The organism is Candidatus Nitrosacidococcus tergens, from assembly GCF_902810445.1.
In the GTDB taxonomy this organism is placed as follows: Bacteria; Pseudomonadota; Gammaproteobacteria; order Nitrosococcales; family Nitrosococcaceae; genus Nitrosacidococcus; species Nitrosacidococcus tergens.
Genome location: NZ_LR778175.1, coordinates 70,881 through 92,256, shown reverse-complemented (window position 1 = coordinate 92,256; position 21,376 = coordinate 70,881). Strand labels below are relative to the sequence as shown.

General features: G+C 37.3%; 23 protein-coding genes. 16 read left to right on the top strand and 7 right to left on the bottom strand.

Annotation, left to right across the window (positions count from 1 at the left end):
• The first annotated feature begins 76 nt into the window (after positions 1–76).
• The 5 genes from pilB to yacG are packed head-to-tail and all read left to right on the top strand — an operon-like array spanning position 77 to position 4,728.
• A complete protein-coding gene (pilB, locus tag NSCAC_RS00495; protein ID WP_269474122.1) occupies positions 77–1,786 on the top strand; it encodes a type IV-A pilus assembly ATPase PilB in 1,710 nt (569 codons plus the stop codon).
• 7 nt (positions 1,787–1,793) lie between these two features.
• Positions 1,794–3,008, top strand: coding sequence for a type II secretion system F family protein (locus tag NSCAC_RS00490; RefSeq protein WP_197744505.1), 1,215 nt, complete (start codon positions 1,794–1,796; stop codon positions 3,006–3,008).
• 27 nt (positions 3,009–3,035) lie between these two features.
• Positions 3,036–3,905 (top strand): prepilin peptidase, encoded by an 870-nt coding sequence (locus tag NSCAC_RS00485; protein WP_197744504.1) that lies wholly within the window; start codon positions 3,036–3,038, stop codon positions 3,903–3,905.
• Positions 3,862–4,515: a dephospho-CoA kinase gene (gene coaE / locus NSCAC_RS00480; RefSeq protein ID WP_197744503.1), complete on the top strand. Its 654-nt coding sequence runs from the start codon at positions 3,862–3,864 to the stop codon at positions 4,513–4,515. Before NSCAC_RS00485 ends, coaE begins: the two co-directional genes overlap by 44 nt.
• Before the next feature lie 6 nt (positions 4,516–4,521).
• Complete coding sequence (gene yacG, locus NSCAC_RS00475; protein ID WP_197744502.1) at positions 4,522–4,728, top strand: DNA gyrase inhibitor YacG; 207 nt, start codon at positions 4,522–4,524, stop codon at positions 4,726–4,728.
• A 2-nt stretch (positions 4,729–4,730) separates the two neighbouring features.
• Here yacG and NSCAC_RS00470 read toward each other — a convergent pair whose 3' ends face one another.
• Complete coding sequence (locus tag NSCAC_RS00470) at positions 4,731–5,693, bottom strand: Nudix family hydrolase (RefSeq protein ID WP_197744501.1); 963 nt, start codon at positions 5,691–5,693, stop codon at positions 4,731–4,733.
• A gap of 33 nt (positions 5,694–5,726) precedes the next feature.
• Here NSCAC_RS00470 and NSCAC_RS00465 point away from each other — a divergent pair, with 33 nt between their 5' ends.
• On the top strand, positions 5,727–5,927 hold the full coding sequence (locus NSCAC_RS00465) for a DUF2905 domain-containing protein (protein ID WP_197745206.1): 201 nt from the start codon (positions 5,727–5,729) through the stop codon (positions 5,925–5,927).
• Between the two features lie 10 nt (positions 5,928–5,937).
• Here the strand turns inward: NSCAC_RS00465 and NSCAC_RS00460 are convergent, their stop codons facing one another.
• The 4 genes from NSCAC_RS00460 to NSCAC_RS00445 all read right to left on the bottom strand — a co-directional run bounded on the left by NSCAC_RS00460 (position 5,938) and on the right by NSCAC_RS00445 (position 9,618).
• A complete protein-coding gene (locus NSCAC_RS00460; RefSeq protein ID WP_197744500.1) occupies positions 5,938–6,183 on the bottom strand; it encodes a zinc-finger domain-containing protein in 246 nt (81 codons plus the stop codon).
• A 20-nt stretch (positions 6,184–6,203) separates the two neighbouring features.
• Complete coding sequence (nadA, locus tag NSCAC_RS00455) at positions 6,204–7,313, bottom strand: quinolinate synthase NadA (RefSeq protein WP_232085936.1); 1,110 nt, start codon at positions 7,311–7,313, stop codon at positions 6,204–6,206.
• 104 nt (positions 7,314–7,417) lie between these two features.
• Positions 7,418–9,205, bottom strand: a complete 1,788-nt coding sequence (aspS, locus tag NSCAC_RS00450) for an aspartate--tRNA ligase (RefSeq protein ID WP_197744499.1) — start codon at positions 9,203–9,205, stop codon at positions 7,418–7,420.
• Between the two features lie 89 nt (positions 9,206–9,294).
• Positions 9,295–9,618: an FmdB family zinc ribbon protein gene (locus tag NSCAC_RS00445; RefSeq protein ID WP_197744498.1), complete on the bottom strand. Its 324-nt coding sequence runs from the start codon at positions 9,616–9,618 to the stop codon at positions 9,295–9,297.
• Between the two features lie 296 nt (positions 9,619–9,914).
• On the opposite strand from NSCAC_RS00445, the gene petA reads away from it, so the two are divergent.
• The 6 genes from petA (at position 9,915) to NSCAC_RS00415 (ending at position 13,967) form a co-directional block, all read left to right on the top strand.
• Positions 9,915–10,523, top strand: a complete 609-nt coding sequence (petA, locus tag NSCAC_RS00440; RefSeq protein WP_197744497.1) for a ubiquinol-cytochrome c reductase iron-sulfur subunit — start codon at positions 9,915–9,917, stop codon at positions 10,521–10,523.
• On the top strand, positions 10,523–11,749 hold the full coding sequence (locus tag NSCAC_RS00435; protein WP_197744496.1) for a cytochrome b: 1,227 nt from the start codon (positions 10,523–10,525) through the stop codon (positions 11,747–11,749). The genes petA and NSCAC_RS00435 overlap by 1 nt, the downstream gene beginning before the upstream one ends.
• Complete coding sequence (locus NSCAC_RS00430; protein ID WP_197744495.1) at positions 11,746–12,468, top strand: cytochrome c1; 723 nt, start codon at positions 11,746–11,748, stop codon at positions 12,466–12,468. Before NSCAC_RS00435 ends, NSCAC_RS00430 begins: the two co-directional genes overlap by 4 nt.
• A 101-nt stretch (positions 12,469–12,569) precedes the next feature.
• A complete protein-coding gene (locus NSCAC_RS00425; protein WP_197744494.1) occupies positions 12,570–12,866 on the top strand; it encodes a hypothetical protein in 297 nt (98 codons plus the stop codon).
• Positions 12,867–12,877: 11 nt separating this feature from the next.
• A complete protein-coding gene (locus NSCAC_RS00420) occupies positions 12,878–13,291 on the top strand; it encodes a ClpXP protease specificity-enhancing factor (RefSeq protein WP_197744493.1) in 414 nt (137 codons plus the stop codon).
• A 25-nt stretch (positions 13,292–13,316) separates the two neighbouring features.
• Positions 13,317–13,967: an epoxyqueuosine reductase QueH gene (locus NSCAC_RS00415; protein ID WP_197744492.1), complete on the top strand. Its 651-nt coding sequence runs from the start codon at positions 13,317–13,319 to the stop codon at positions 13,965–13,967.
• 12 nt (positions 13,968–13,979) lie between these two features.
• On the opposite strand, the gene gltX is transcribed toward NSCAC_RS00415, so the two are convergent.
• A complete protein-coding gene (gltX, locus tag NSCAC_RS00410) occupies positions 13,980–15,380 on the bottom strand; it encodes a glutamate--tRNA ligase (RefSeq protein ID WP_197744491.1) in 1,401 nt (466 codons plus the stop codon).
• Positions 15,381–15,526: 146 nt separating this feature from the next.
• Between gltX and NSCAC_RS00405 the strand changes: the two genes are divergently transcribed.
• From NSCAC_RS00405 to NSCAC_RS00390, 4 genes are all read left to right on the top strand, one after another.
• Complete coding sequence (locus NSCAC_RS00405; RefSeq protein ID WP_197744490.1) at positions 15,527–17,104, top strand: Re/Si-specific NAD(P)(+) transhydrogenase subunit alpha; 1,578 nt, start codon at positions 15,527–15,529, stop codon at positions 17,102–17,104.
• A gap of 15 nt (positions 17,105–17,119) precedes the next feature.
• Positions 17,120–18,532, top strand: coding sequence for a Re/Si-specific NAD(P)(+) transhydrogenase subunit beta (pntB, locus tag NSCAC_RS00400; RefSeq protein ID WP_197745203.1), 1,413 nt, complete (start codon positions 17,120–17,122; stop codon positions 18,530–18,532).
• Between the two features lie 296 nt (positions 18,533–18,828).
• Positions 18,829–19,755 (top strand): ATP-grasp domain-containing protein, encoded by a 927-nt coding sequence (locus tag NSCAC_RS00395; protein WP_197744489.1) that lies wholly within the window; start codon positions 18,829–18,831, stop codon positions 19,753–19,755.
• A gap of 4 nt (positions 19,756–19,759) precedes the next feature.
• The gene (locus NSCAC_RS00390) at positions 19,760–20,650 is read left to right on the top strand and encodes a RimK family alpha-L-glutamate ligase (protein ID WP_197744488.1); all 891 of its coding nucleotides are present in this window, start codon (positions 19,760–19,762) and stop codon (positions 20,648–20,650) included.
• Here the strand turns inward: NSCAC_RS00390 and NSCAC_RS00385 are convergent.
• Positions 20,637–21,359, bottom strand: a complete 723-nt coding sequence (locus NSCAC_RS00385) for a HisA/HisF-related TIM barrel protein (protein WP_197744487.1) — start codon at positions 21,357–21,359, stop codon at positions 20,637–20,639. The two genes, NSCAC_RS00390 and NSCAC_RS00385, sit on opposite strands and share 14 nt — an antisense overlap.
• Between the last annotated feature and the right edge of the window lie 17 nt (positions 21,360–21,376).

Here is a 21,376-nt window from a genome sequence, read left to right as displayed (position 1 = left end):
AATAAACTTCATATATTTATAATAATTAATTATTCTTATGGTAAAAAATATCTTTTACTATATGGATGTATAAATTATGACACCATCGAAAGCACAAATTGCCACCTTATCCCATTGTCTTGCAAAACATAATTTATTAAGCGAATCAGATGCTCTACTTTATTATAAAAAATCTCTACAAGAAAATATCTCTTTTATCTCTTACCTAACTCAGCATAAGCTAGTCGATAGTTTGAGTATTGCTCAAGTTGCTTCTCAAGAATTTGGGATGCCTCTATTCAACTTAAATACTTTAGATATTAGCTATAGCCCTCAAAATCTCATTGAAGAAAAATTAGTCTACGAACATCGAATATTTCCTTTATTCAAGCGGGGAAATAAGCTATTTATTGCAATTGCTGATCCTACTAACCAACAACAGGCACTCAGTAATATTAAGTTTTATACCGGAGTAAGCACTGAACCTATCTTAGTAGAGGAAGATAAACTCTCTTCCATGATTGAAAAAATCAATCAGGATCATAGAAAAGTGCTGGCAGAACTAAGCAATACCTTGGAAACTGTTGCAAGTACTCAAAATGAAGATGAAGTAGAAGAAAATTTTATTGAGTCTGATAAGGAAGATGCTCCTATTGTTCGCTTTGTAAATCGTCTGCTTCTTGATGCTATCAATCGTGGAGCTTCAGATATTCATTTTGAGCCTTATGAAAAAACCTATCGGGTGCGTTATCGACAAGATGGTATTCTACACGAAGTGGCTACTCCTCCCGTAAATTTATCCTCTCGAATTACTTCTCGAATTAAAGTAATGGCACGACTGGATATTGCAGAGCGTCGGGTTCCCCAAGATGGGCGGATGAAAGCAAAAATTTCTGATAAAAAATCCATTGATTTTCGAGTAAGTACTTGTCCTACCTTATTTGGAGAAAAAGCAGTACTTAGAATTTTAGATCCTACCAGTGCCCAAATTGGTATTCACTCTTTAGGCTATGAATTAGAGCAGCAAAAGATATTTTTAGATACTATCCATCAGTCTTATGGCATGGTATTGGTCACTGGACCAACTGGAAGTGGTAAAACCGTTTCTCTTTACACCGCACTTAATATTCTAAATACAGGGAATATAAATATTTCTACCGCTGAAGATCCTGCAGAAATTAACGTACCAGGGATTAATCAAGTTAATGTGCATCCCAAAGTAGGACTTACTTTTGCCAGCGCTCTTAGATCTTTTCTACGTCAAGATCCTGATGTGATTATGGTGGGTGAGATTCGAGATTTAGAAACTGCAGAGATTGCTATTAAAGCGGCACAAACAGGGCATATGGTACTCTCTACCCTACATACTAACGATGCTCCTCAAACCCTAACTAGATTAGTCAATATGGGAGTGCCTTCTTATAACATCGCTTCTGCTGTTTCTTTAATTATTGCACAACGGTTAGTCCGTCGTTTATGCACTCATTGTAAAACAGAGGAGCATATCCCTGATCAGGTACTACTAGAAGAAGGATTTACTGAAGAGCAGATCGCAGATAGACCTATTTTCTATAAAGCAAATGGTTGTGATTATTGTGCTGGAGGATATAAAGGTCGTATTGGTATATACCAAGTAATGCCTGTCTCGGAAATTATGGGAGAAATAATCATGTGTGGAGGAAATTCAATGGAATTAGCAGATCAGGCAAAAAAGGAGGGTATTTCAGACTTACGTCAATCTGGGGTTAAAAAAATTATTTCTGGGGTAACTAGCTTAGAGGAAGTAAATCGAGTAACTAAAGAGTGATTTTGTTATGGCTGAAACAAAAAATAGTACTTTTATTTGGGAAGGAAATAATCGCCAGGGTCAAACAATAAAAGGAGAAATAGAAGGTAAAAATATTAGTTTAATCAAAGCTAATTTACGCCGCCAAGGGATTACATCTCTTAAAATCAAAAAAAAACCTGCTCCTCTTTTTAGTTTTTCCAAGAATAAAATTTCTCCAAAAGAAATTGCTCTATTTAGTCGTCAAGTAGCTACCATGATGTCTGCAGGTATTCCTATGATTCAGTCCTTCGATTTAATTGGGCGTAGTCATGAAAATGAGGCAATGAAAAGGCTTGCAAAAAAAATAAGAAAAGAAGTAGAAGATGGTAGTACATTTGCCGAAGCATTACAAAAATATCCGAAACACTTTGATAATCTATTTTGTAATTTAGTTCATGCTGGAGAACAATCAGGTACTCTAGAAACCCTACTAGATAAAATTGCAACTTATAAAGAGAGAACAGAATCGGTTAAAGGAAAAATAAAAAAAGCCCTATTTTACCCTCTTGCTATTATGGTAGTTGCTTTTATCATTACTGCAATTTTGCTTATTTTTGTTATTCCTAAATTTAAAGATCTATTTACGGGTTTTGGCGCAGATTTACCTGCAATTACTTTATTTGTCATGAATCTTTCTGAATTTTTTAAAACATGGTGGTGGGCAATTTTCTCCGGGATAGGAGTTACTATCTATGGCCTAATCACTGCGAAAAAACGTTCTAAGAGTATAGAGTATTTTTCCGATAAAATGATGCTTAAAATACCAATTATTGGCTCAGCATTGAATAAAGCTATTATTTCTAGGTACGCTCGTACCCTTTCTACCATGTTTACCGCTGGTGTTCCTCTGGTTGAGGCACTAAAATCTGTGGCAAATGCTTCAGGTAATATGATGTATACCGAAGGAATTTTAAAAATTCGAGATGAAGTATCCACTGGTAGTCGCTTATATGTAGCAATGCGCGATAGCAATCTTTTCCCTGATATGGTTGTGCAAATGGTATCTATTGGTGAAGAAGCAGGATCTATCAGCCAAATGCTTACGAAAATAGCAGATACTTATGAAGAGGAAGTCAATAATACGGTAGATAGTTTAAGTAGTCTTATGGAACCTGTAATTATGGCTATACTTGGGGTGATTATTGGTGGTTTAGTTATTGCCATGTATCTTCCTATCTTTAAAATGGGATCTGTCATTTAAATTACTTATTATAAAAATCATCTTACTATGGAATTTATATCTTTCTTTGATGATTATCCAAGCTTGTTTTTAATTTCATCATTCATATTAGGGCTAATTATAGGTAGTTTCTTAAATGTAATTATTTATCGCTTACCTTTGATGATAGAGAGAACCTGGAGATCTCAATGTGCAGAACTACAGGGCAACCCATTGCCTAAATCTGAATCATTTAATTTATGGCTCCCCCACTCCCATTGCCCTCATTGTAAAAAAATTGTTTACCCTTGGGAGAATATCCCTATATTGAGCTATCTCATACTTCGAGGGCGTTGTAGCCACTGTAAAGCTCATATTTCCCCTCGTTACCCTCTAGTAGAGCTCCTTACAGGAATGTTTTCGCTCGTGGTTGCACTTCATTTTGGTATCACTTGGGAAGGGTTAGCCGCACTTACATTAACTTATGCACTGATTGTACTAAGTTTTATTGATTTTGATCATCAAATCTTGCCAGATGATATTACTCTACCCTTTCTTTGGTTAGGACTCATTCTAAGTCTATTTGATCTATTTACCGATGCCTACAGTAGTATTATAGGAACTGTGGCTGGATATCTTTTCTTTTGGCTTATTTATCAGTTATTCCGCATTCTAGCCCGTAAAGAAGGTATGGGATATGGGGATTTTAAGCTCTTGAGTATGTTAGGAGCATGGCTTGGATGGAAGATGCTTCCGATTATTATTTTGTTCTCTTCTTTTGGAGGAGCTATATTCGGAAGTTTATGGCTTTATATTACTAAGCAAACAAAAGAAACCCCTCTCTCTTTTGGTCCTTATATTGCTGTTTCAGGATGGATAGCCTTAATGTGGGGGGATGATATTAATCATTTTTATTTATCTCTCTCTAAGTTTGGTTGATAAAGCTATTTATAAAATTGGGCTTACCGGAGGAATTGGCAGTGGTAAATCTACTGTAGCTCAGATTTTCTCAAATCTTGGAGTACCTATTATTGATGCAGACATTATCGCCCGAGAACTAGTCGCTCCGAACCAGCCTGCTTTAGCTGAAATTGTACAGATATTTAGTTCAGAGGTTCTAGATTCTAAAGGAGTTCTAAATAGACAATATCTTCACCAGAAAATATTTAGCAATAAGCAAGCAAAGAAAGAATTAGAAGCTATTTTACATCCTAGAATTATTAAGGAAATTTATCACCAAGCTCGTCAATATATGAGGATTAAGCCTTACTGCATTTTAGTTATTCCTCTGTTATTGGAAATAGGTCTAGAGAAATCTGTAGATCGTATTTTAGTAGTTGATGTTCCTGAATCTTTGCAGTTTGAGCGCGTTAAAAAGAGAGATGAATTTCCAAATGAAAAAATTAAATCAATTCTATATACACAATGCTCTCAAGCACTTCGTCTAAGTGCTGCTGATGATTGCTTAATTAATAATCAAGATTTAATTACTTTAGCAGAACAAATAAACTGCTATCATCAATATTATCTTTCCTTAGCTAAAGCATAAAAACTTATGGTGAGTAAATCGAGTAGACGTGCTATCCCCTGCCCTACCTGTAAAAAAGAAGCTATTTGGTCAGAGCAAAATCCCTGGAGACCCTTTTGTAGTGAACGATGCCGTTTAGTTGATTTAGGCGCTTGGGCAGGAGAAAAGCATTATATTCCTGGAGAAGAACGCCTAGATAAGGATGCTATCGAGAATATGTATCCTGAAAAATGATATTAATCAAAAGAAGGTAATTTTAGCGATTTTCCCCATAAAGCACTTATCGCTGCAATCCCCTGCGCCCCATGATTCCAAGATTCTTGAATATGATTTAAGGTTAGCCCACCTAAACCATAAATAGGGAAAGGGACTGTACTTTTAAGCTTTTGAAAATGCTGCCAACCTATAGATAAAGTACTAGGATGGGATTGAGTTTTAAACACTGGCCCCAATACCGTAAAATCAATACCAATCTTAGCAGCATAAGCTAATTCTTCTTTATTATGACAAGAAGCAGCCACCCATTTTTCAGAATTTAAAGGTCGCTTGGATAAACTCATAAGTTGGGTACTCGTAAGATGAATTCCATCTACATTAACCGTATTTATCCATTCAAAGTGAGAATTTACTAGTAAAATTGCTTGGTAGTTCATACAAAGATTTTTTGCTTTTTCTGCTAAAGCAACATAATTAGTTTGGCTGATACTTTTAACTCTTAACTGTATTAAGCGTATTCCTGAATCTAAGGATCTCTTTAAGGTTGCTAGGAATTTTTGCTGGTTTTCTACAAAATCATTAGTAATTAAATAAATGGAAGGAAGGAGAATTGCTCTAATAATATGTTGGCTAGCTTGTGGAAAAGCATAATTTTTTAAATCCTTAGGGAAAACCCAAATAATAGGCTGACCTTCGCTTCCTTGAGGAATCCCTAAAAAACTACTGATTTTGTATACATTTAATTGAATTGATTTATCTGGATAGTGATAGTAAGTCTGTAATAGGGGTCGAGCATTAAGTACGGTAATATCTAATTCTTCTTTGAGCTCTCTAACAAGAGCTTCATAAGCATTCTCCTTTAACTCTAGTTTCCCCCCAGGGAACTCCCATAAATTCCCTTGATGTACATGAGGGGCACGCTTTGCTAAAAGCACTTGTCCTTGTTGATTGATAATTACACCAATCGCTACTTGGTGTAGCATAAAATGTTAGCTGTATATAAAAGGGAAGATGCCATGCAACGAATATTGATGATATTAGGAGTATTATTTATTTTAGTGGGGTTAGCTTGGCCATGGCTCACTAAGTTAAACCTAGGCCAGCTTCCAGGAGATATTGTAATTAAGCGGGAAAATTTCAGTTTTTACTTCCCTATTACAACTTCTATTTTAATTAGCATCATCATCAGTTTGGTATTTTGGCTCTTTCGCCGCTAATACCAATTTCTTAATAAGTATTGTGTTTTTTTGGATGAGAATGCCAGCCTTTTAAAATATATTGGGCACTACAGTAGGGACATTGACTTTTCCCTGTCTCAGTAATAGGGATATAAACTCGAGGATGGGAGTTCCAATTTTCCATTGAAGACATAGGACAAGAAAGGGGAAGATCTGCATAAGTAACTTCATAAGTGTGCTCTGCATTAGGCTGGATTTTATGGGTTGAAGTATTTTGGGCTGTTGTTTCACTCATAATTATTTTTTCTATATAACTTAAGAAATTTCAAGCATTCTATCTAGGGTTAAACGAGCAAGTTCTGCATCTTTTTCTGGTACTTTAATTTGGTTTACAACGTTATCTTGAGCTAAATTTTCTAAAGACCAAGCCAAATGCTGAGGATCAGTACGGAACATAGTCGAGCACATACACACAGTGGGCGACATGAAGTGAATCGATTTACCTTCGTGTTTAAATCGTTCATGTAGCCGATTGACTAAATTCAGTTCAGTCCCTACTAACCATCGTGTGTTTGGTGGACTTTCCGTAATGGTTTTGATGATGTATTCAGTGGATCCTACATAATGGGATTTTTGGCATACTTCAAAGCTATTTTCAGGATGAGAAATAATTTTTGCATCAGGATAGCGTTCAAGGAAGCGATCAATATGCTCAGGTTGAAACATTTGATGCACGGAGCAATACCCTTGCCATAAGATAATTCTTGCATCACAGATTTTCTCTGGCGTTAACCCTCCACGAGGTCTTAGAAAGTTCCATACTGCCATCTCCTCTAGAGAGATTCCCATTTTATAAGCAGTATTTCTTCCTAAATGCTGATCGGGGAAAAATAATACTTTTTCTCCACGTTCAAATGCCCAACTCAGCACAGCCTGAGCATTACTAGAAGTACATACAATACCCCCATGACGTCCACAAAATGCTTTTAGATTGGCTGCAGAATTAATATAGGTCACAGGAATAACTTTCTGAGTATCTATAATTCGACCTAGCTCTTTCCAAGCTCTCTCTACTTTTGCTAAATCTGCCATATCAGCCATAGAACACCCTGCTGCAAGATCGGGTAGTACTACTACTTGTTCAGGACGGGAGAGAATGTCTGCTACTTCCGCCATAAAATGTACACCACAGAAAATAATATATTTTGCATCAGAAGCAGCGGCTTGACGAGAAAGCTTCAGAGAATCTCCAGAATAATCAGCGAATCGAATGACCTCTTCCCTTTGGTAGTGGTGACCAAGAATAACTAACTTTGATCCCAATGATTCTTTCGCTTTAAGTGCTCGAGCTTGGCAATCCTCATCATTTAGATCCATGTAATTTTGGATTGCTATTGCTGCTTCAGCCATAATTCTAGCCTCCATTAAAAACTAGTCAAAATTACTTGTGAATTAAAATACTCATACCACAATCAATTCAATTTAGCACGGTAGCATCTTCTTAAGATTATAAAATTTTGGCTACTTATCTATTTTACAAGGGATGGTTGATTAATTATCTTAATTTTAAGCTCACGGAGTTGAGATTCAGAAACTGATCCGGGGGCTTCTGTTAATGGGCAGCTGGCAGTTTGAGTTTTTGGAAAAGCAATCACTTCTCGAATTGAGTTGCTTCTAGTCATTAACATGGCCAAGCGGTCTAAGCCAAAAGCAATACCCCCATGGGGAGGACAACCGTATTTTAGTGCATTAAGTAAAAAGCCAAATTTTTCTTGAACTTCTACATCATTAATTCCTAAAAGCTGAAATACTTGTGCTTGAGTTTTAGATTGAAAAATACGCATAGATCCCCCACCGACTTCAGTACCGTTGAGTACTAAATCATAGGCACGGGATCGGCAAGCGGCTGGGTTTTGCTCAAGTAAGGGTAGATCTTCTTCTTTGGGAGAGGTAAATGGGTGATGAAGTGCATGCCATCTATTTTCTTTTTCATCCCATTCAAACATGGGAAAATCAACTACCCATAATGGTCGCCAGCCCTGTTCAACTAAACCATGATCATGACCTAGTTTAACTCGTAGTGCACCCAAAGCTTCGTTTACGATATAAGATTTATCAGCACCAAAGAACAAAATATCCCCATCTACTGCTTGGGTACGATTTAAAATTTCTTCTACTACTTCATTAGGAATGAACTTAAGAATGGGAGATTGTAATCCTTCAGTCCCTTGACTACAGTTTATTACTTTAATATAGGCAAGTCCTTTAGCACCATAGGTTGCGGTAAATTTTGTGTAATCATCAATTTCTTTCCGACTTAACGTTGCGCCACCTGGTAGCCGTAATACCGCAACTCGGCTCTGAGGATTTTGTGCGGGCTCGGAGAAAACTTTAAATTCTACTTCCTGCATTAAATCTCCAATATCAATGAGCTTTAAAGGAATCCGTAAATCAGGCTTGTCTGAGCCAAATTGATTAAGAGCCTCTGTATAGGCCATCCGTGTAAAAGGAGTAGTAAGCTGAGTATTGAGTACCGTAGCGAACAATTTGGTAATCATCTGTTCCATCAGATCCATCAGGGTATCTTCATGGATAAATGAAGTTTCTATATCTAATTGAGTAAATTCAGGTTGCCGATCAGCTCTTAAATCCTCATCTCGAAAACAGTGAGCCACTTGATAATAGCGATCTATCCCAGCAACCATAAGCAATTGCTTAAACAGTTGAGGAGATTGAGGCAACGCAAAAAACTCTCCTGGATGGGTTCGGCTAGGCACAAGAAAATCTCTAGCTCCCTCTGGAGTAGACTTAGTTAAAATAGGAGTATCAATATCAATAAATCCTTGGCTGTCTAAAAAATTTCTTAGCTGCTGTACAATTAAGGAGCGAGTTCGCAACCGTTGTAAATTTTCAGGACGGCGAAGATCAATATAGCGATAACGTAATCTAGTTTCTTCTCCTACTTCCATTTTTTCATCTACTGGAAATGGAGGTGTCTCCGAAGCATTGAGGATTTTTAGATCCTGCCCCCACACTTCTATTTGACCAGTCGCTAAATCTAAATTTTCAGTTCCCTTTGGGCGAGGTCGTATTTGCCCTTTGACTTGGAGGACATATTCGCTTCTTACTTGATCTGCAAGGGTAAAACTTTCTGGGGAGTGCTGAGGATCAAAAACTAATTGAACGATACCTTCTCTATCTCGAAGATCGATGAAAATAACCCCTCCATGATCTCGGCGGCGATTTACCCAACCGCAAACGATAACCTCTTGATTCAGATGATTGATAGACAAATCTCCGCAGTAGTGGCTGCGCATGAATACTCCTCAAAATAAATATAGTTAAGCCGATAAGTGTAAGCGACAATACCTTTATTAATAAAGGTAAATACTAAAAAATATAAATTTTATTTGTTCGTTGATGTGGTAAGTGTACTACTCTCTTTAGACTGAGTTGTTGCTGGTCCAGCACTATCTTTACCACTCTCAGTATTATTTGATCCCTCCTTTGGGGCATCACTTGATGAGACTAAATTTCGTTTATTTTTATTACTTTTAAAGTCTGTTTCATACCAGCCACCGCCTTTAAGGCGAAAACCTGCAGCTGAAATTAATTTACTTAGTTGATACGTATTACAAGAGGGACATTGAGATAATGGTTCATCTGTAATCTTTTGTAAAACCTCTATCTCATGGCCACATGCTTGGCAACGATATTCATAAATAGGCATAGTTTCCTCCACTATTAAAATTTTAAATTTGACAATCTTAAATATCAGAATATTTTTATAACAATTTAACTATTAAATAATTAAAGAGTATTTAATAATATCTATCTTCCATAAACTTCATACACTAAACTAGGATTAGAGCTAGCTTTATGTGGTAATAACTATCTGATGGATACCCAGCTTCCAATACCTTTTATGGTAAAATTGCTGGACAAAAAAGTACTATAGATTCTTGTTTTTTAGCAAGATTAGTTTTTATTTTAATAGTTTACCTTATTAATGAGGGAGTAAAATGTATGAGCATAACAGACAACGTCGATCAAGGTAGACGTCGCCTTGTTACAGCGGCTGCTACTGCCGTTGGTGGAGTGGGTATAGGGTTTGCAGCTGTGCCGTTTATCCAATCTATGCAGCCAAGTGCACAAGCACAAGCTGCAGGTGCACCAGTAGAAGTTGATATTAGCAAGCTTGAAGAAGGTCATTTAATGACTGTTGAATGGCGTGGTCAACCTGTATGGGTATTTCGCCGTACGCCAGAAGAGCTAAAAGAATTAGATGAGATAACAAGTAGCGGAAAACTTCGTGACCCTAATAGCAATCAAGTATCGCAACAGCCCGATTCAGATAAAAATAATTATCGCTCTCTTAAGCCTGAAATTGGTGTGCTTGTGGGTATTTGTACCCATTTAGGTTGCTCTCCTAGCTATCGCCCAGATATAGCCCCTGAAGATTTAGGCGCTGACTGGAAAGGTGGATTCTTTTGCCCATGCCATGGTTCTCGTTTTGATCTTGCAGGTCGAGTATATGAGGGTGTTCCAGCTCCATTAAATCTAGTTGTGCCTCCTTATCGCTATCTTGCTGAAAATCGGATATTGATTGGGGAAAACGAAGGAGATAAGGCTTAATGAAAAATATAGTCGTTCAAGTATTTAATTGGATAGATGATCGTCTTCCAATATCCAAGCCATGGAAAGATCACATGGCGGAGTACTATGCACCAAAGAATTTTAATATTTGGTATTACTTCGGGTCTTTAGCACTGTTGGTATTAGTCATTCAGCTTGCCAGTGGCTTATTTTTAACCATGCACTTCAAGCCAGATGCAACCCTTGCTTTTAGTAGTGTTGAACATATTATGCGAGATGTGCAATGGGGCTGGTTAATGCGTTATATGCATTCTACCGGTGCCTCTGCATTCTTCATTGTAATTTATCTTCATATATTTAGAGGATTAATCTACGGATCCTATAGAAGCCCAAGAGAGCTTGTCTGGATTATTGGGATGATTATTTATGTCATGCTAATGGCAGAAGCCTTTATGGGTTATCTTCAACCATGGGGTCAAATGTCCTATTGGGGTGCTCAGGTAATTATTTCTCTTTTCGGTGCTATTCCTTACATTGGCACAGGCTTAGTCGAATGGATTCGAGGAGATTTTGTAGTATCTGATCCTACTTTAAATCGGTTCTTTGCCTTCCATGTATTCTTAGTGCCTATACTTTTATTGGCTATGGTAGTTGCTCATATTATAGCCCTCCATGAAAAAGGTTCTAACAACCCAGATGGAGTAGAAATTAAAGCTACTAAAGGTAAAGATGGTATTCCTCTTGATGGTATTCCATTTCATCCTTACTATACCGTGAAAGATTTATGGGGTTATGCGATATTTTTATTTATCTTTGCTGCCATTATTTTTTATTCTCCTCAGCTAGGTGGATGGTTCTTAGAAAATGATAACTTTGAGCCAGCAAATCCGTTAAAAACTCCTACTGAAATTAAGCCTCTATGGTATTTAACTCCTTTCTATTCTATATTACGTGCAGTACCCGATAAGCTCTTTGGTGTGATTGCCATGGGTGGATCTCTTGTTGTATGGTTCTTCTTACCTTGGTTAGATCGTAGCCCAGTAAAATCAATGCGCTACAAAGGAATATATTCTAAAATTGCTTTAGCTATTTTTGTAATCAGCTTTTTCATACTAGGCTACTTAGGAACAAAACCAGTTAGCCCTGAAAAGACTATGATTGCACGGATATGTGCTGTATTATATTTCTCATTTTTTATTTTTATGCCAATTTATACTAAGTTGGATAAGACTAAACCCGTTCCAGAGAGGGTGATCTACAAATGAAAAAGGCTATTGTTTGTTTATTATTTTTGATCTCATCAACTACTTTGGTATCGGCTGCTGAATCCCATTATCCGCTTGATAAAGTCAATATCGATCTGAATAATAAGGATTCGCTCTATAGAGGAGCAAAAATCTTTGTTCATCGATGCTTGACTTGTCACTCAGCACAGTATATGCGTTATAACCGAGTAGCCAAAGACCTGGGATTAGATGAAGAAGATGTTAAAAAGAATCTAATGTTCACCACTGATAAAATTGGTGATCCCATGACTATAACTATGCGTCCTGAAGATTCTAAGAAATGGTTTGGCGTAACACCTCCAGATTTAACCTTGGTGACTCGTTATAAAGGTGCGGAGTGGCTTCATACTTATTTGAGGACTTTTTACTTAGATCCTAAGCGTCCTACCGGGGTTAATAACCTTGTATTTAAAGATACAGCAATGCCAAATCCGCTATGGTCTTTGCAAGGTTGGCAAACTCTTATTGAAAAGGGAGATAAAAAAGGCAATCCTGAATTAAAAATATCAGAACCTGGCTCAATGACTCCTAATGAGTTTAGCGTTGCCTTGGATGATTTAGTCAATTTCTTAGCTTATGCAGGCGAACCTGCCCAGCTTGAGCGTCAAAAATATGGACCAAAAGTACTATTCTTTCTCGCTATATTCTGTATTGTCACCTACTTGCTGAAAAAAGAATACTGGAAAGACGTTCATTAATTTGCATCTAGACAGCTCTATTTCACTATAGTTAGAGCTGTCTAGTTATTTCATAATAGATAGATTATAACTAATAGCTTAGTTCTAAAGGAAAAACCCTGATGCCTATTGCTAATAGAAAAAAGGCAATCACTTTTTTTTCAGATCCCTTATGCCCAACATACCATTCTATTCAGATTATTGCGGCTGAAAAAGATATTCCGGTATCTATCGAATATGCGGATATTCATTATGCTACTTTAGCTCCCCTACTTTGGGGATTGCCTATATCTGGAATCGATTTCTCTCTTAAAACAAAGATAGTTGGGGAGTATGCTCATCGTATTTTTTCTAGACAATCTTTTCAAAAAAGCTTAAGTGATTTTGAGCGAGATATGAGAGCTGGATTCGCTATCTAACTTGGCAAACTATGGGTAACGCTTCTAATCCTCCTTTTGTTAGTTCAAGCCGTCCTTATTTAATTCGTGCTTTTTATGAATGGATTACGGATAATCAATTAACCCCTTATTTAGTAGTAAATGCTACTTTTCCAGATGTAAAAGTACCTGAGCAATATATTTCTGATGGAAAGATTATTCTTAACATTCATCCTTACTCAGTAAAAGACCTATCATTAAAAAATGATTGGATTAGCTTTTCTGGGCGTTTTTCTGGGATTGTGCATGAAGTTATCTTTCCAGTACAGGCAACTCTAGCTATTTATGCTAAAGAAAATGGGCAAGGTATGACCTTCCCTCAAGAAGATCTTCCGCCACCAACTTCACCTTCAGATAAAGATACTAAGGATAAAAGCCGTAAACCTATGCTACGGGTTGTGAAGTAATCTATCTAAAATTATATGAATTACTATGTCTAAATTTGAACGCCTAAATCTGAATCTACCTGAAGGGCATAGGAAATTATTACTTCATTCCTGTTGTGCCCCATGTTCTGGCGAAGTTATGGAAGCAATCACTGCATCTGGCATTGACTATACTATTTTTTTCTATAATCCCAATATTCACCCTATTCAAGAATATGAATTACGTAAACAGGAAAATATCCGCTTTGCTCAAAAGCATCATATAGAGTTTATTGACGCAGATTACGATGTAGATAATTGGTTCCACCGAGTCAAAGGCTTTGAAAATGAGCCAGAGCGAGGTGCTCGTTGCACCCTATGTTTTGATATGCGTTTTGAACGTACTGCTTTATATGCCCATGAACACGGTTTTGACACCATTAGCAGTTCTTTAGGCATTTCCAGATGGAAAAATATGGATCAAATTAATCAAAGTGGTACTCAAGCGGCAGCTCGCTATCCGGATATGATCTACTGGACTTATAATTGGCGCAAAAAAGGCGGCTCCCAGCGAATGCTAGAGATTAGCAAAAGAGAGCAATTCTATATGCAAGAGTATTGTGGTTGTGTTTACTCTCTACGGGATACTAATCGCTGGCGCCAATCAAAAGGAAAAGATCGCATTAAAATTGGTGTTAAGTACTATGGTGAAGATTAAACAATCCCTTCATTAGTTTCTCTGAATCCATTCAATAGCACGCTCCACACGACTAAGGGTTTTTTCCTTACCTAATAATTCAAGCGTAATATCAATAGGGGGAGAAATAGGTCGACCCATCACTGCCACTCTGAGTGGTTGAGCTAGCTTGGCGAGCTTTAAATTATATTTCTCCACTATTGAAGAAATAGCTTGATGAATTTCAGACGCTGTCCAAGAGGATACATTCTCAAAATGGGCTTTTAAGGCTTGCAATGGCTCTAAAATACTTATTGTTAGATGCTTTTCAGCAGCTATACTTTCATAGTCTTGAAAATTGTAGTAGAAAGGTACGCAATTTTGTGCCATTTCCACTAAGGTTTTTGCTCTCTCTTGTTGGGCTTTAATAAGATCAATCAAATTAGGTCCTTGAGAAATATCTATTTTCAGCTGCTCTAAGTACCAATATAAGTGTTGAGCGATATGATGCGGATCGCTATTTTTTATATAGTGCTGGTTCAACCATTGGAGTTTTTCTGGATTAAATACTGAAGCAGATTGATTGATATCTTTAATATTAAATAATTTAATCATCTCCTCAATAGTAAATACTTCCTGATCTCCATGAGACCAACCCAAGCGCACTAGGTAATTGAGCAACGCTTCAGGTAAATATCCTAAATCCCGATAACTCATCACACTCACTGCTCCATGGCGCTTTGAGAGACGCTGCTTATCAGTACCTAGGATCATAGGGATATGCGCATAACTTGGGGGTTCTTTGCCAAGGGCCGCAAAAATATTACTTTGTCGTGGGGTATTATTCAGATGATCATCACCCCGAATTACATGGGTAATCCCCATATCCATATCATCTACTACAACTGTAAGGTTATAAGTTGGGGTGCCATCGGTACGAGCGATGATTAAATCATCTAATTCACCGTTTTGGAATATAACGGTGCCTCGTACTAAATCCCGTATTTGCACTTGCCCATCTAAAGAATTTTTAAATCGAATGACATAAGGAATCCCTTCTTTAGGCGTAGTAAGGTGGCGGCACTTTCCATCGTATCGAGGTTTTTCTTTCCGTGCTATTTGCTCGGTACGGCGTATCTCAAGTTCCTCTTTGCTACAATAGCAGCGATAAGCATGACCAGAATCAGTGAGTTGATTAATAATCTCTTGGTAACGAGAAAACCGCTCTGTTTGATAAAAAGGTCCTTGATCGTAATCGAGACCTAACCAAGCCATACTATCTAAAATGGCATTAACCGATTCAATAGATGATCGCTCTAGATCCGTATCTTCAATGCGTAGAATGAAATTCCCGCCCTGCTTACGAGCATAAAGCCAAGAAAAAAGTGCGGTACGTGCACCGCCAATGTGTAAATAACCAGTAGGGCTAGGGGCAAACCGTGTGCAAATTGTCATAATGGATTCACTTTAATTAAAAAAAGCATAAAAATTTATTGTTTCTTATATTATAAATACTTAAACTGCTTTTTCTAAGATAATTAAAACTTACAAAGTTTTATAAGTGTGAGATAATCCCTAGCTTATAGTGGGAGTAGTAAAAGATGCAAATTGGGATACCAAAAGAACTTTATAGTAATGAAAAGCGTGTTGCTACTACGCCAGAAGTAGCTGTGCATTTACAAAAATTAGGATTTTCAGTAGCTATTGAGTCAGGAGCGGGGCTAAATGCCAACTTTTCTGATGAAGCCTATAGTCGGGTAGGCGTTACTATCATCCAAAATGCCAAATCCTTATGGGAAAGCTCGGATATTATCTTAAAAGTACGCCCCCCTGAAACATATATCAAGCCAGAAATCGATGAAATAGCACTATTACAAAAGGGCAGTACTTTAATTAGTTTTATTTGGCCTGCTCAAAATAAAGAATTATTAGAAAAATTAGCTGCTAAAAATGTTACTGTTTTAGCAATAGATAGTGTCCCTCGCATTTCTCGGGCACAAAAACTAGATACTCTAAGTTCAATGGCTAATGTAGCAGGGTATCGAGCTATTATAGAAGCCTCAAGTCATTTTGGTCGCTTTTTTACGGGGCAAATTACTGCTGCGGGTAAAATTCCTCCAGCTAAAGTTCTGGTTATTGGTGCAGGGGTAGCGGGTCTTTCTGCTATTGGTACCGCCTCTGGATTAGGTGCTATTGTTCGAGCTTTTGATACTCGTCCTGAAGTCAAAGAACAAATTGAAAGTATGGGTGCTGAATTTCTTGAGTTAGATTTTAAGGAGGAAGGCTCAGGATCAGGTGGCTATGCTAAAGAGATGAGTAAAGAATTTATTGAAGCAGAAATAGCTCTTTTTGCTCAGCAAGCTGCTGAAGTCGATATTATCATTACTACTGCTCTCATTCCCGGTAAAAAGGCTCCAGTGCTTATTACTGAAGAAATGGTCAAATCTATGAAAACAGGGAGTGTGATTGTGGATTTAGCAGCAGAACAAGGGGGAAATTGTGCCCTAACTAAAGCGGATAATGCAGTTACCAGTTATGGGGTGACTATTATTGGTTATACAGACTTAACTAGCCGACTTCCTACTCAGTCAAGTCAATTATACGCAACTAATTTGCGTCATTTACTCGAAGAACTTTGTCCAGAAAAAGATGGGGTACTCCACTTGGATATGGAAAATGAAGTACTTCGAGGAGTCACTGCAGTAAATCAAGGGAAAATTACTTGGCCGCCACCAGCACCAAAAATATCTGCTACTCCAGCAGCTAACCCAATTGACTATTCTGCTCTTCCTCCCATAAAGGAATATGTTAAGGAAAGTAAGTGTTCCCTTTCTAAAAAAGAGCAAAAGATTGTTTTATTCATGGGGCTAGGTGGCTTGGGCTTATGGGGATTGGGTGTCGCTGCCCCTTCTTCATTTATGCCTCATTTAATGGTATTTATTCTTGCTTGCTTTATAGGTTATCAAGTCATTTGGAATGTCACTGCTTCTTTGCATACTCCATTAATGAGTGTTACCAATGCAATTAGTAGCATTATTATCATTGGGGCTTTAATTCAAATTGCAAACTCTGGGTTCTTCTTAGGGTTAATTGCTGCTGTTGCAGTACTGATTACCAGTGTCAATATCACTGGTGGTTTTTTCGTAACCCAACGTATGCTACGGATGTTTAAGAAATAGGAGCTTAAAAAGGTGATGTCTCAAGGTTTAGTGACCGTAGCTTATATCGGTGCAACTATTTTATTTATTCTCAGTTTAGGTGGTTTAAGCCATCAAGAAACCTCCCAGCGAGGTAATTTCTATGGTATGGCAGGAATGGCGATTGCTATTCTAGCAACTATCTGTAGTGGTGCTATTCATGGTTTTTTTGCTTATTTAGCACTTACTACCGCTATGGGCGTAGGTGCTTACTATGGCGTTAAAATTGCTAGAGATGTGAAAATGACCGAAATGCCAGAGCTAGTTGCCGTGCTTCATAGCTCGGTAGGATTAGCTGCGGTTTTAGTAGGTTATGTTAATTTCTTTGGATCCAAAGCTCAATTTACCGGCATAGAGGAATCAATTCATAATGTAGAAACCTATTTAGGTATTCTCATTGGGGCTATGACTTTTTCTGGATCTGTAGTTGCGTTCGGCAAACTCAGTGGAAAAATAGATGGGAAACCCCTACTTCTTCCTGCTCGCCATTGGTTAAATTTAGGGCTTTTTATCTTTATGTTTTGGCTTGGAAAATCTTTTACAGGGACTGATAGTACAAGCTTAGGATTTCTTTATCTATTTTTAATGACACTGATTGCCCTTGGCTTTGGAGTCCATATGGTGATGGCGATTGGTGGTGCAGATATGCCAGTAGTTATCTCTATGCTTAATAGTTACTCGGGTTGGGCTGCTGCAGCAACGGGGTTTATGCTCGATAATGATTTACTCATTGTAATTGGTGCCCTAGTAGGTAGTAGTGGTGCAATTCTAAGCTATATCATGTGTCGTGCTATGAATCGTAACTTTGTTAGTGTGATTATGGGTGGATTTGGTACTGGATCAGGACAATCTAGCACGGTGACTACGGCAAGTGGTGGCGAAGTAGTTGCTGTTTCTGCAGAAGATACGGCCGATTTACTAAAGTCTGCTAAAAGTGTCATTATTGTTCCTGGCTATGGTATGGCAGTAGCTCACGCTCAACATATTGTCTATGAGATTACTCGTTTGTTACGAGAGAAAAAAATTAATGTACGGTTTGCTATTCATCCTGTAGCGGGTCGTATGCCTGGGCATATGAATGTACTACTTGCTGAAGCCAAGGTACCCTACGATATTGTGTTAGAAATGGATGAAATCAATGAGGATTTTCTAAACACTGATGTAGTAGTCGTTATTGGAGCTAATGACATTGTTAATCCATCAGCACAAGAGGATCCTTATGGTCCTATTGGAGGAATGCCTGTGCTCGAAGTATGGAAAGCCAAAACTGTAATAGTTTTAAAACGGAGTATGGCATCGGGCTATGCAGGGGTAGATAATCCTTTATTCTATCGGGAAAATACTCAAATGTTATTTGGGGATGCAAGAGAGAGCTTAGATACTGTCCTTTCCCATCTTCATGATAGATAATTTTTTATGATTTAACCCTAGCTCCTATGATTAATTAGGGGCTAGGCTAGTGTTCTTCATATCTCATTTTTAATCTAAAAATAAATAGCTATTTTCCCGAGAAAATTTGGGATCCCTCTTGGCCTATTGTCATTATTGCAGCAACTGCTCGTGCACTTGCTCAAGCCGCAATAACAGCTGGATATAAAAAAGTATTTGCAGTCGATTATTTTGGAGATGCAGAGACAAGAGAATCTGCTGTAGATTGGATAATAATCTCTCCTTCTATCACTATAGAAGACTGCTACTCATCCTTAATGGAAATGCTGGTAGTAGAAAAGCAGCCTATCGGATTAATATTTGGTGGAGGTATTGAGAATCATCTTGAATTACTTAAAGAATTAAGCAAAAAATGGATTCTTTTAGGAAATACCTATAATCAAGTTAAAAATCTAAAAAACCCTACCTGTTTTTTCCCTCTATTAGAAAAGCTTAGTATTCCTGCTCCCCAAACTCAACTTAATCCACCTAGTAACCTTGAAGGTTGGCTATATAAATCAGTATATGGTACAGGCGGTAATCACATTAGTCTTGCTAATCAGTGCACTTTAATTCCTAATTCTGGCTACTATTTTCAGAAAAAAATAAATGGTCAAGCGAAATCAGTCACTTTTCTTGCTAACGGTAAGAGCTGTCAGATTATTGGGTATAACCTGCTGATAACCGCACCTACGGAGACCATTCTCTATCGATATGGAGGAGTTTTTACTCTTTCTAAATTGAGTTATTCCAACCGCATTCTTTTACAAAAATATATAGAAAAAATAGTACTAGCTACAGAATTAAAAGGGTTAAATGGTTTAGATTTTATTCAAGATAAAAATGGAAAAATTTGGATACTGGAAATTAACCCGAGACCTCCTGCTTCTTTAGATTTATACCAAGATAGATTTAATCCTTTTATTGCTCATATTTATAGCTGGCTAGGCGGGCAGCTACCAATAAAAATGAAGCTTATTACTGAAGAAAAGGGTTTTTTTATTCTCTATGCTCCTTATAATCTATTAATTCCACCAGATATAATTTGGCCTAGTTTTTGTCATGATTATCCTAATGGAGGCATTGTTATTAACAAAGAAGATCCTATTTGCTCAATACATGCTCAGGGATCAAATATTAATTTCTGCTATAAACAAATAAATCAACGATGCACTCAATTATTAGCATTATTTTTCCCCTGCTAATTCTATGCCCTGTGTTGTTGTTTTTAATCATAATCATGGTTGGCATAGCCAACAGCTAGCATTTGCTCTAGCTCATTATGAGGTAGAGACAATCTACTCAAATCTGTCTCAATGTAAAGTAGATCTTAGCTTACCATTTGGACTTTATATTCCAGGGTTGAATAATCAATTGCCTGATGCTGTGATTGTACGAGGTATTGCTTCAGGTAGTTTAGAACAAATTAGCTTTAGATTAGATATACTACATATGCTAGAAAAATTAGGGATACCTATATTTAATAGTCCTTCTGCTATTGAACGCACCGTAGATAAAGCAAGAACTTCTTTGCTCTTACACCATAAAGGTATTTCTACACCTCGTACTTGGGTATACGAAGATAAAGAACAAGTGTGCATCGCAATTACTCAAGCAATACAAGAAAATCACCAATTGATTATTAAGCCGTTATTTGGTAGCCAAGGTCGAGGAATTCATTTTATTCATCATAAAAACTTAGATGAGGTTGTCCCCGAAGGTAATTTATATTATTTACAAGAATATATTCCACCAATTACTCCTAACTTATGGAAAGATTGGCGAGTGTTTGTAATTCAACATCGTGTTGTTGCTGCAATGATTCGCTGCGGACAGTCTTGGATTACCAATGCTGCTCAAGGAGCTGTATGTATTGCCGTAATAGATTTAGATCCAGAGATTAGCCAGCTAGCTTGCCGAGCTACCCGGGCTGTAGATGTAGATTACGGAGGAGTAGATATTATCCAATCTGTAAATGGCTATCAAGTATTAGAAGTAAATAGTATTCCTGCTTGGAAAGCACTTCAGAGAGTCACTAAAAGCAATCTTGCCCAAACATTAGTCAATGAACTCATTATAAAAAAACTTAAGCACTTTTAGGAGACTCTACCTCTACTAGATCTCTTGGATTCAAATGCCCGTAATGTAGAATACTAGCGATCAAAGCACCACTAGCATCCCAAGTCTTTAATTGCTGTAAATCTTCTAAAGAAGAAATTCCCCCTGCAGCAAATAGTTTCCCATTTTTAGCCTGCTTTGCTTTTAATTGAGATAAAAATTGCCAATTAAGCCCTTTTTGGCTCCCCACCGAATCTAAATCCATTCCAATAATAATTTCTGGCCATAGCTGGAATTTCTGGGCTAAGCCAGCTGAATCCACAAAGTGATTATTTTTATAATCTAAGGAAAGAATTATTTTCTTAGCGTAAGGTGTATTTTGTAACTCTTTCCACACCGTTAAATGCGTAATACTTTCTGTACCTATTACAGACTGAGTTATGCCTAAAGTAAATAATTGCTCAATCTCTATATAGGCTGTTACTCCTGAATCTAACCATAATTTCAGCTTAGGGAAGTTTAAAGCAATCTTAGCAACAATTGAATAGTTATCGCCTTGACTCATCAAAGAATCTAAATCAGCCAGATAGAGATAGGAAAAAGGATACCAATCTAGTAGGTTAGTTACTGTTTCTATAGGATCAGAGTGTTTCGTAAAGGGGGAAATTAAAGGTAAATAATTCTTTCGCTCTTTACCAGTAGCATAAACAACTTTACCTCCCATTAAATCAAGTACTGGAATTAATTTCATTTATCAATAATAAAAAT

Coding starts and splice junctions, on each gene's coding strand:
- pilB (WP_269474122.1), top strand. CDS start 77: ATGACACCATCGAAAGCACAAATTGCCACCTTATCCCATTGTCTTGCA.
- NSCAC_RS00490 (WP_197744505.1), top strand. CDS start 1,794: ATGGCTGAAACAAAAAATAGTACTTTTATTTGGGAAGGAAATAATCGC.
- NSCAC_RS00485 (WP_197744504.1), top strand. CDS start 3,036: ATGGAATTTATATCTTTCTTTGATGATTATCCAAGCTTGTTTTTAATT.
- coaE (WP_197744503.1), top strand. CDS start 3,862: ATGATATTAATCATTTTTATTTATCTCTCTCTAAGTTTGGTTGATAAA.
- yacG (WP_197744502.1), top strand. CDS start 4,522: ATGGTGAGTAAATCGAGTAGACGTGCTATCCCCTGCCCTACCTGTAAA.
- NSCAC_RS00470 (WP_197744501.1), bottom strand. CDS start 5,693: ATGCTACACCAAGTAGCGATTGGTGTAATTATCAATCAACAAGGACAA.
- NSCAC_RS00465 (WP_197745206.1), top strand. CDS start 5,727: ATGCAACGAATATTGATGATATTAGGAGTATTATTTATTTTAGTGGGG.
- NSCAC_RS00460 (WP_197744500.1), bottom strand. CDS start 6,183: ATGAGTGAAACAACAGCCCAAAATACTTCAACCCATAAAATCCAGCCT.
- nadA (WP_232085936.1), bottom strand. CDS start 7,313: ATGGAGGCTAGAATTATGGCTGAAGCAGCAATAGCAATCCAAAATTAC.
- aspS (WP_197744499.1), bottom strand. CDS start 9,205: ATGCGCAGCCACTACTGCGGAGATTTGTCTATCAATCATCTGAATCAA.
- NSCAC_RS00445 (WP_197744498.1), bottom strand. CDS start 9,618: ATGCCTATTTATGAATATCGTTGCCAAGCATGTGGCCATGAGATAGAG.
- petA (WP_197744497.1), top strand. CDS start 9,915: ATGAGCATAACAGACAACGTCGATCAAGGTAGACGTCGCCTTGTTACA.
- NSCAC_RS00435 (WP_197744496.1), top strand. CDS start 10,523: ATGAAAAATATAGTCGTTCAAGTATTTAATTGGATAGATGATCGTCTT.
- NSCAC_RS00430 (WP_197744495.1), top strand. CDS start 11,746: ATGAAAAAGGCTATTGTTTGTTTATTATTTTTGATCTCATCAACTACT.
- NSCAC_RS00425 (WP_197744494.1), top strand. CDS start 12,570: ATGCCTATTGCTAATAGAAAAAAGGCAATCACTTTTTTTTCAGATCCC.
- NSCAC_RS00420 (WP_197744493.1), top strand. CDS start 12,878: ATGGGTAACGCTTCTAATCCTCCTTTTGTTAGTTCAAGCCGTCCTTAT.
- NSCAC_RS00415 (WP_197744492.1), top strand. CDS start 13,317: ATGTCTAAATTTGAACGCCTAAATCTGAATCTACCTGAAGGGCATAGG.
- gltX (WP_197744491.1), bottom strand. CDS start 15,380: ATGACAATTTGCACACGGTTTGCCCCTAGCCCTACTGGTTATTTACAC.
- NSCAC_RS00405 (WP_197744490.1), top strand. CDS start 15,527: ATGCAAATTGGGATACCAAAAGAACTTTATAGTAATGAAAAGCGTGTT.
- pntB (WP_197745203.1), top strand. CDS start 17,120: ATGTCTCAAGGTTTAGTGACCGTAGCTTATATCGGTGCAACTATTTTA.
- NSCAC_RS00395 (WP_197744489.1), top strand. CDS start 18,829: ATGGAAATGCTGGTAGTAGAAAAGCAGCCTATCGGATTAATATTTGGT.
- NSCAC_RS00390 (WP_197744488.1), top strand. CDS start 19,760: ATGCCCTGTGTTGTTGTTTTTAATCATAATCATGGTTGGCATAGCCAA.
- NSCAC_RS00385 (WP_197744487.1), bottom strand. CDS start 21,359: ATGAAATTAATTCCAGTACTTGATTTAATGGGAGGTAAAGTTGTTTAT.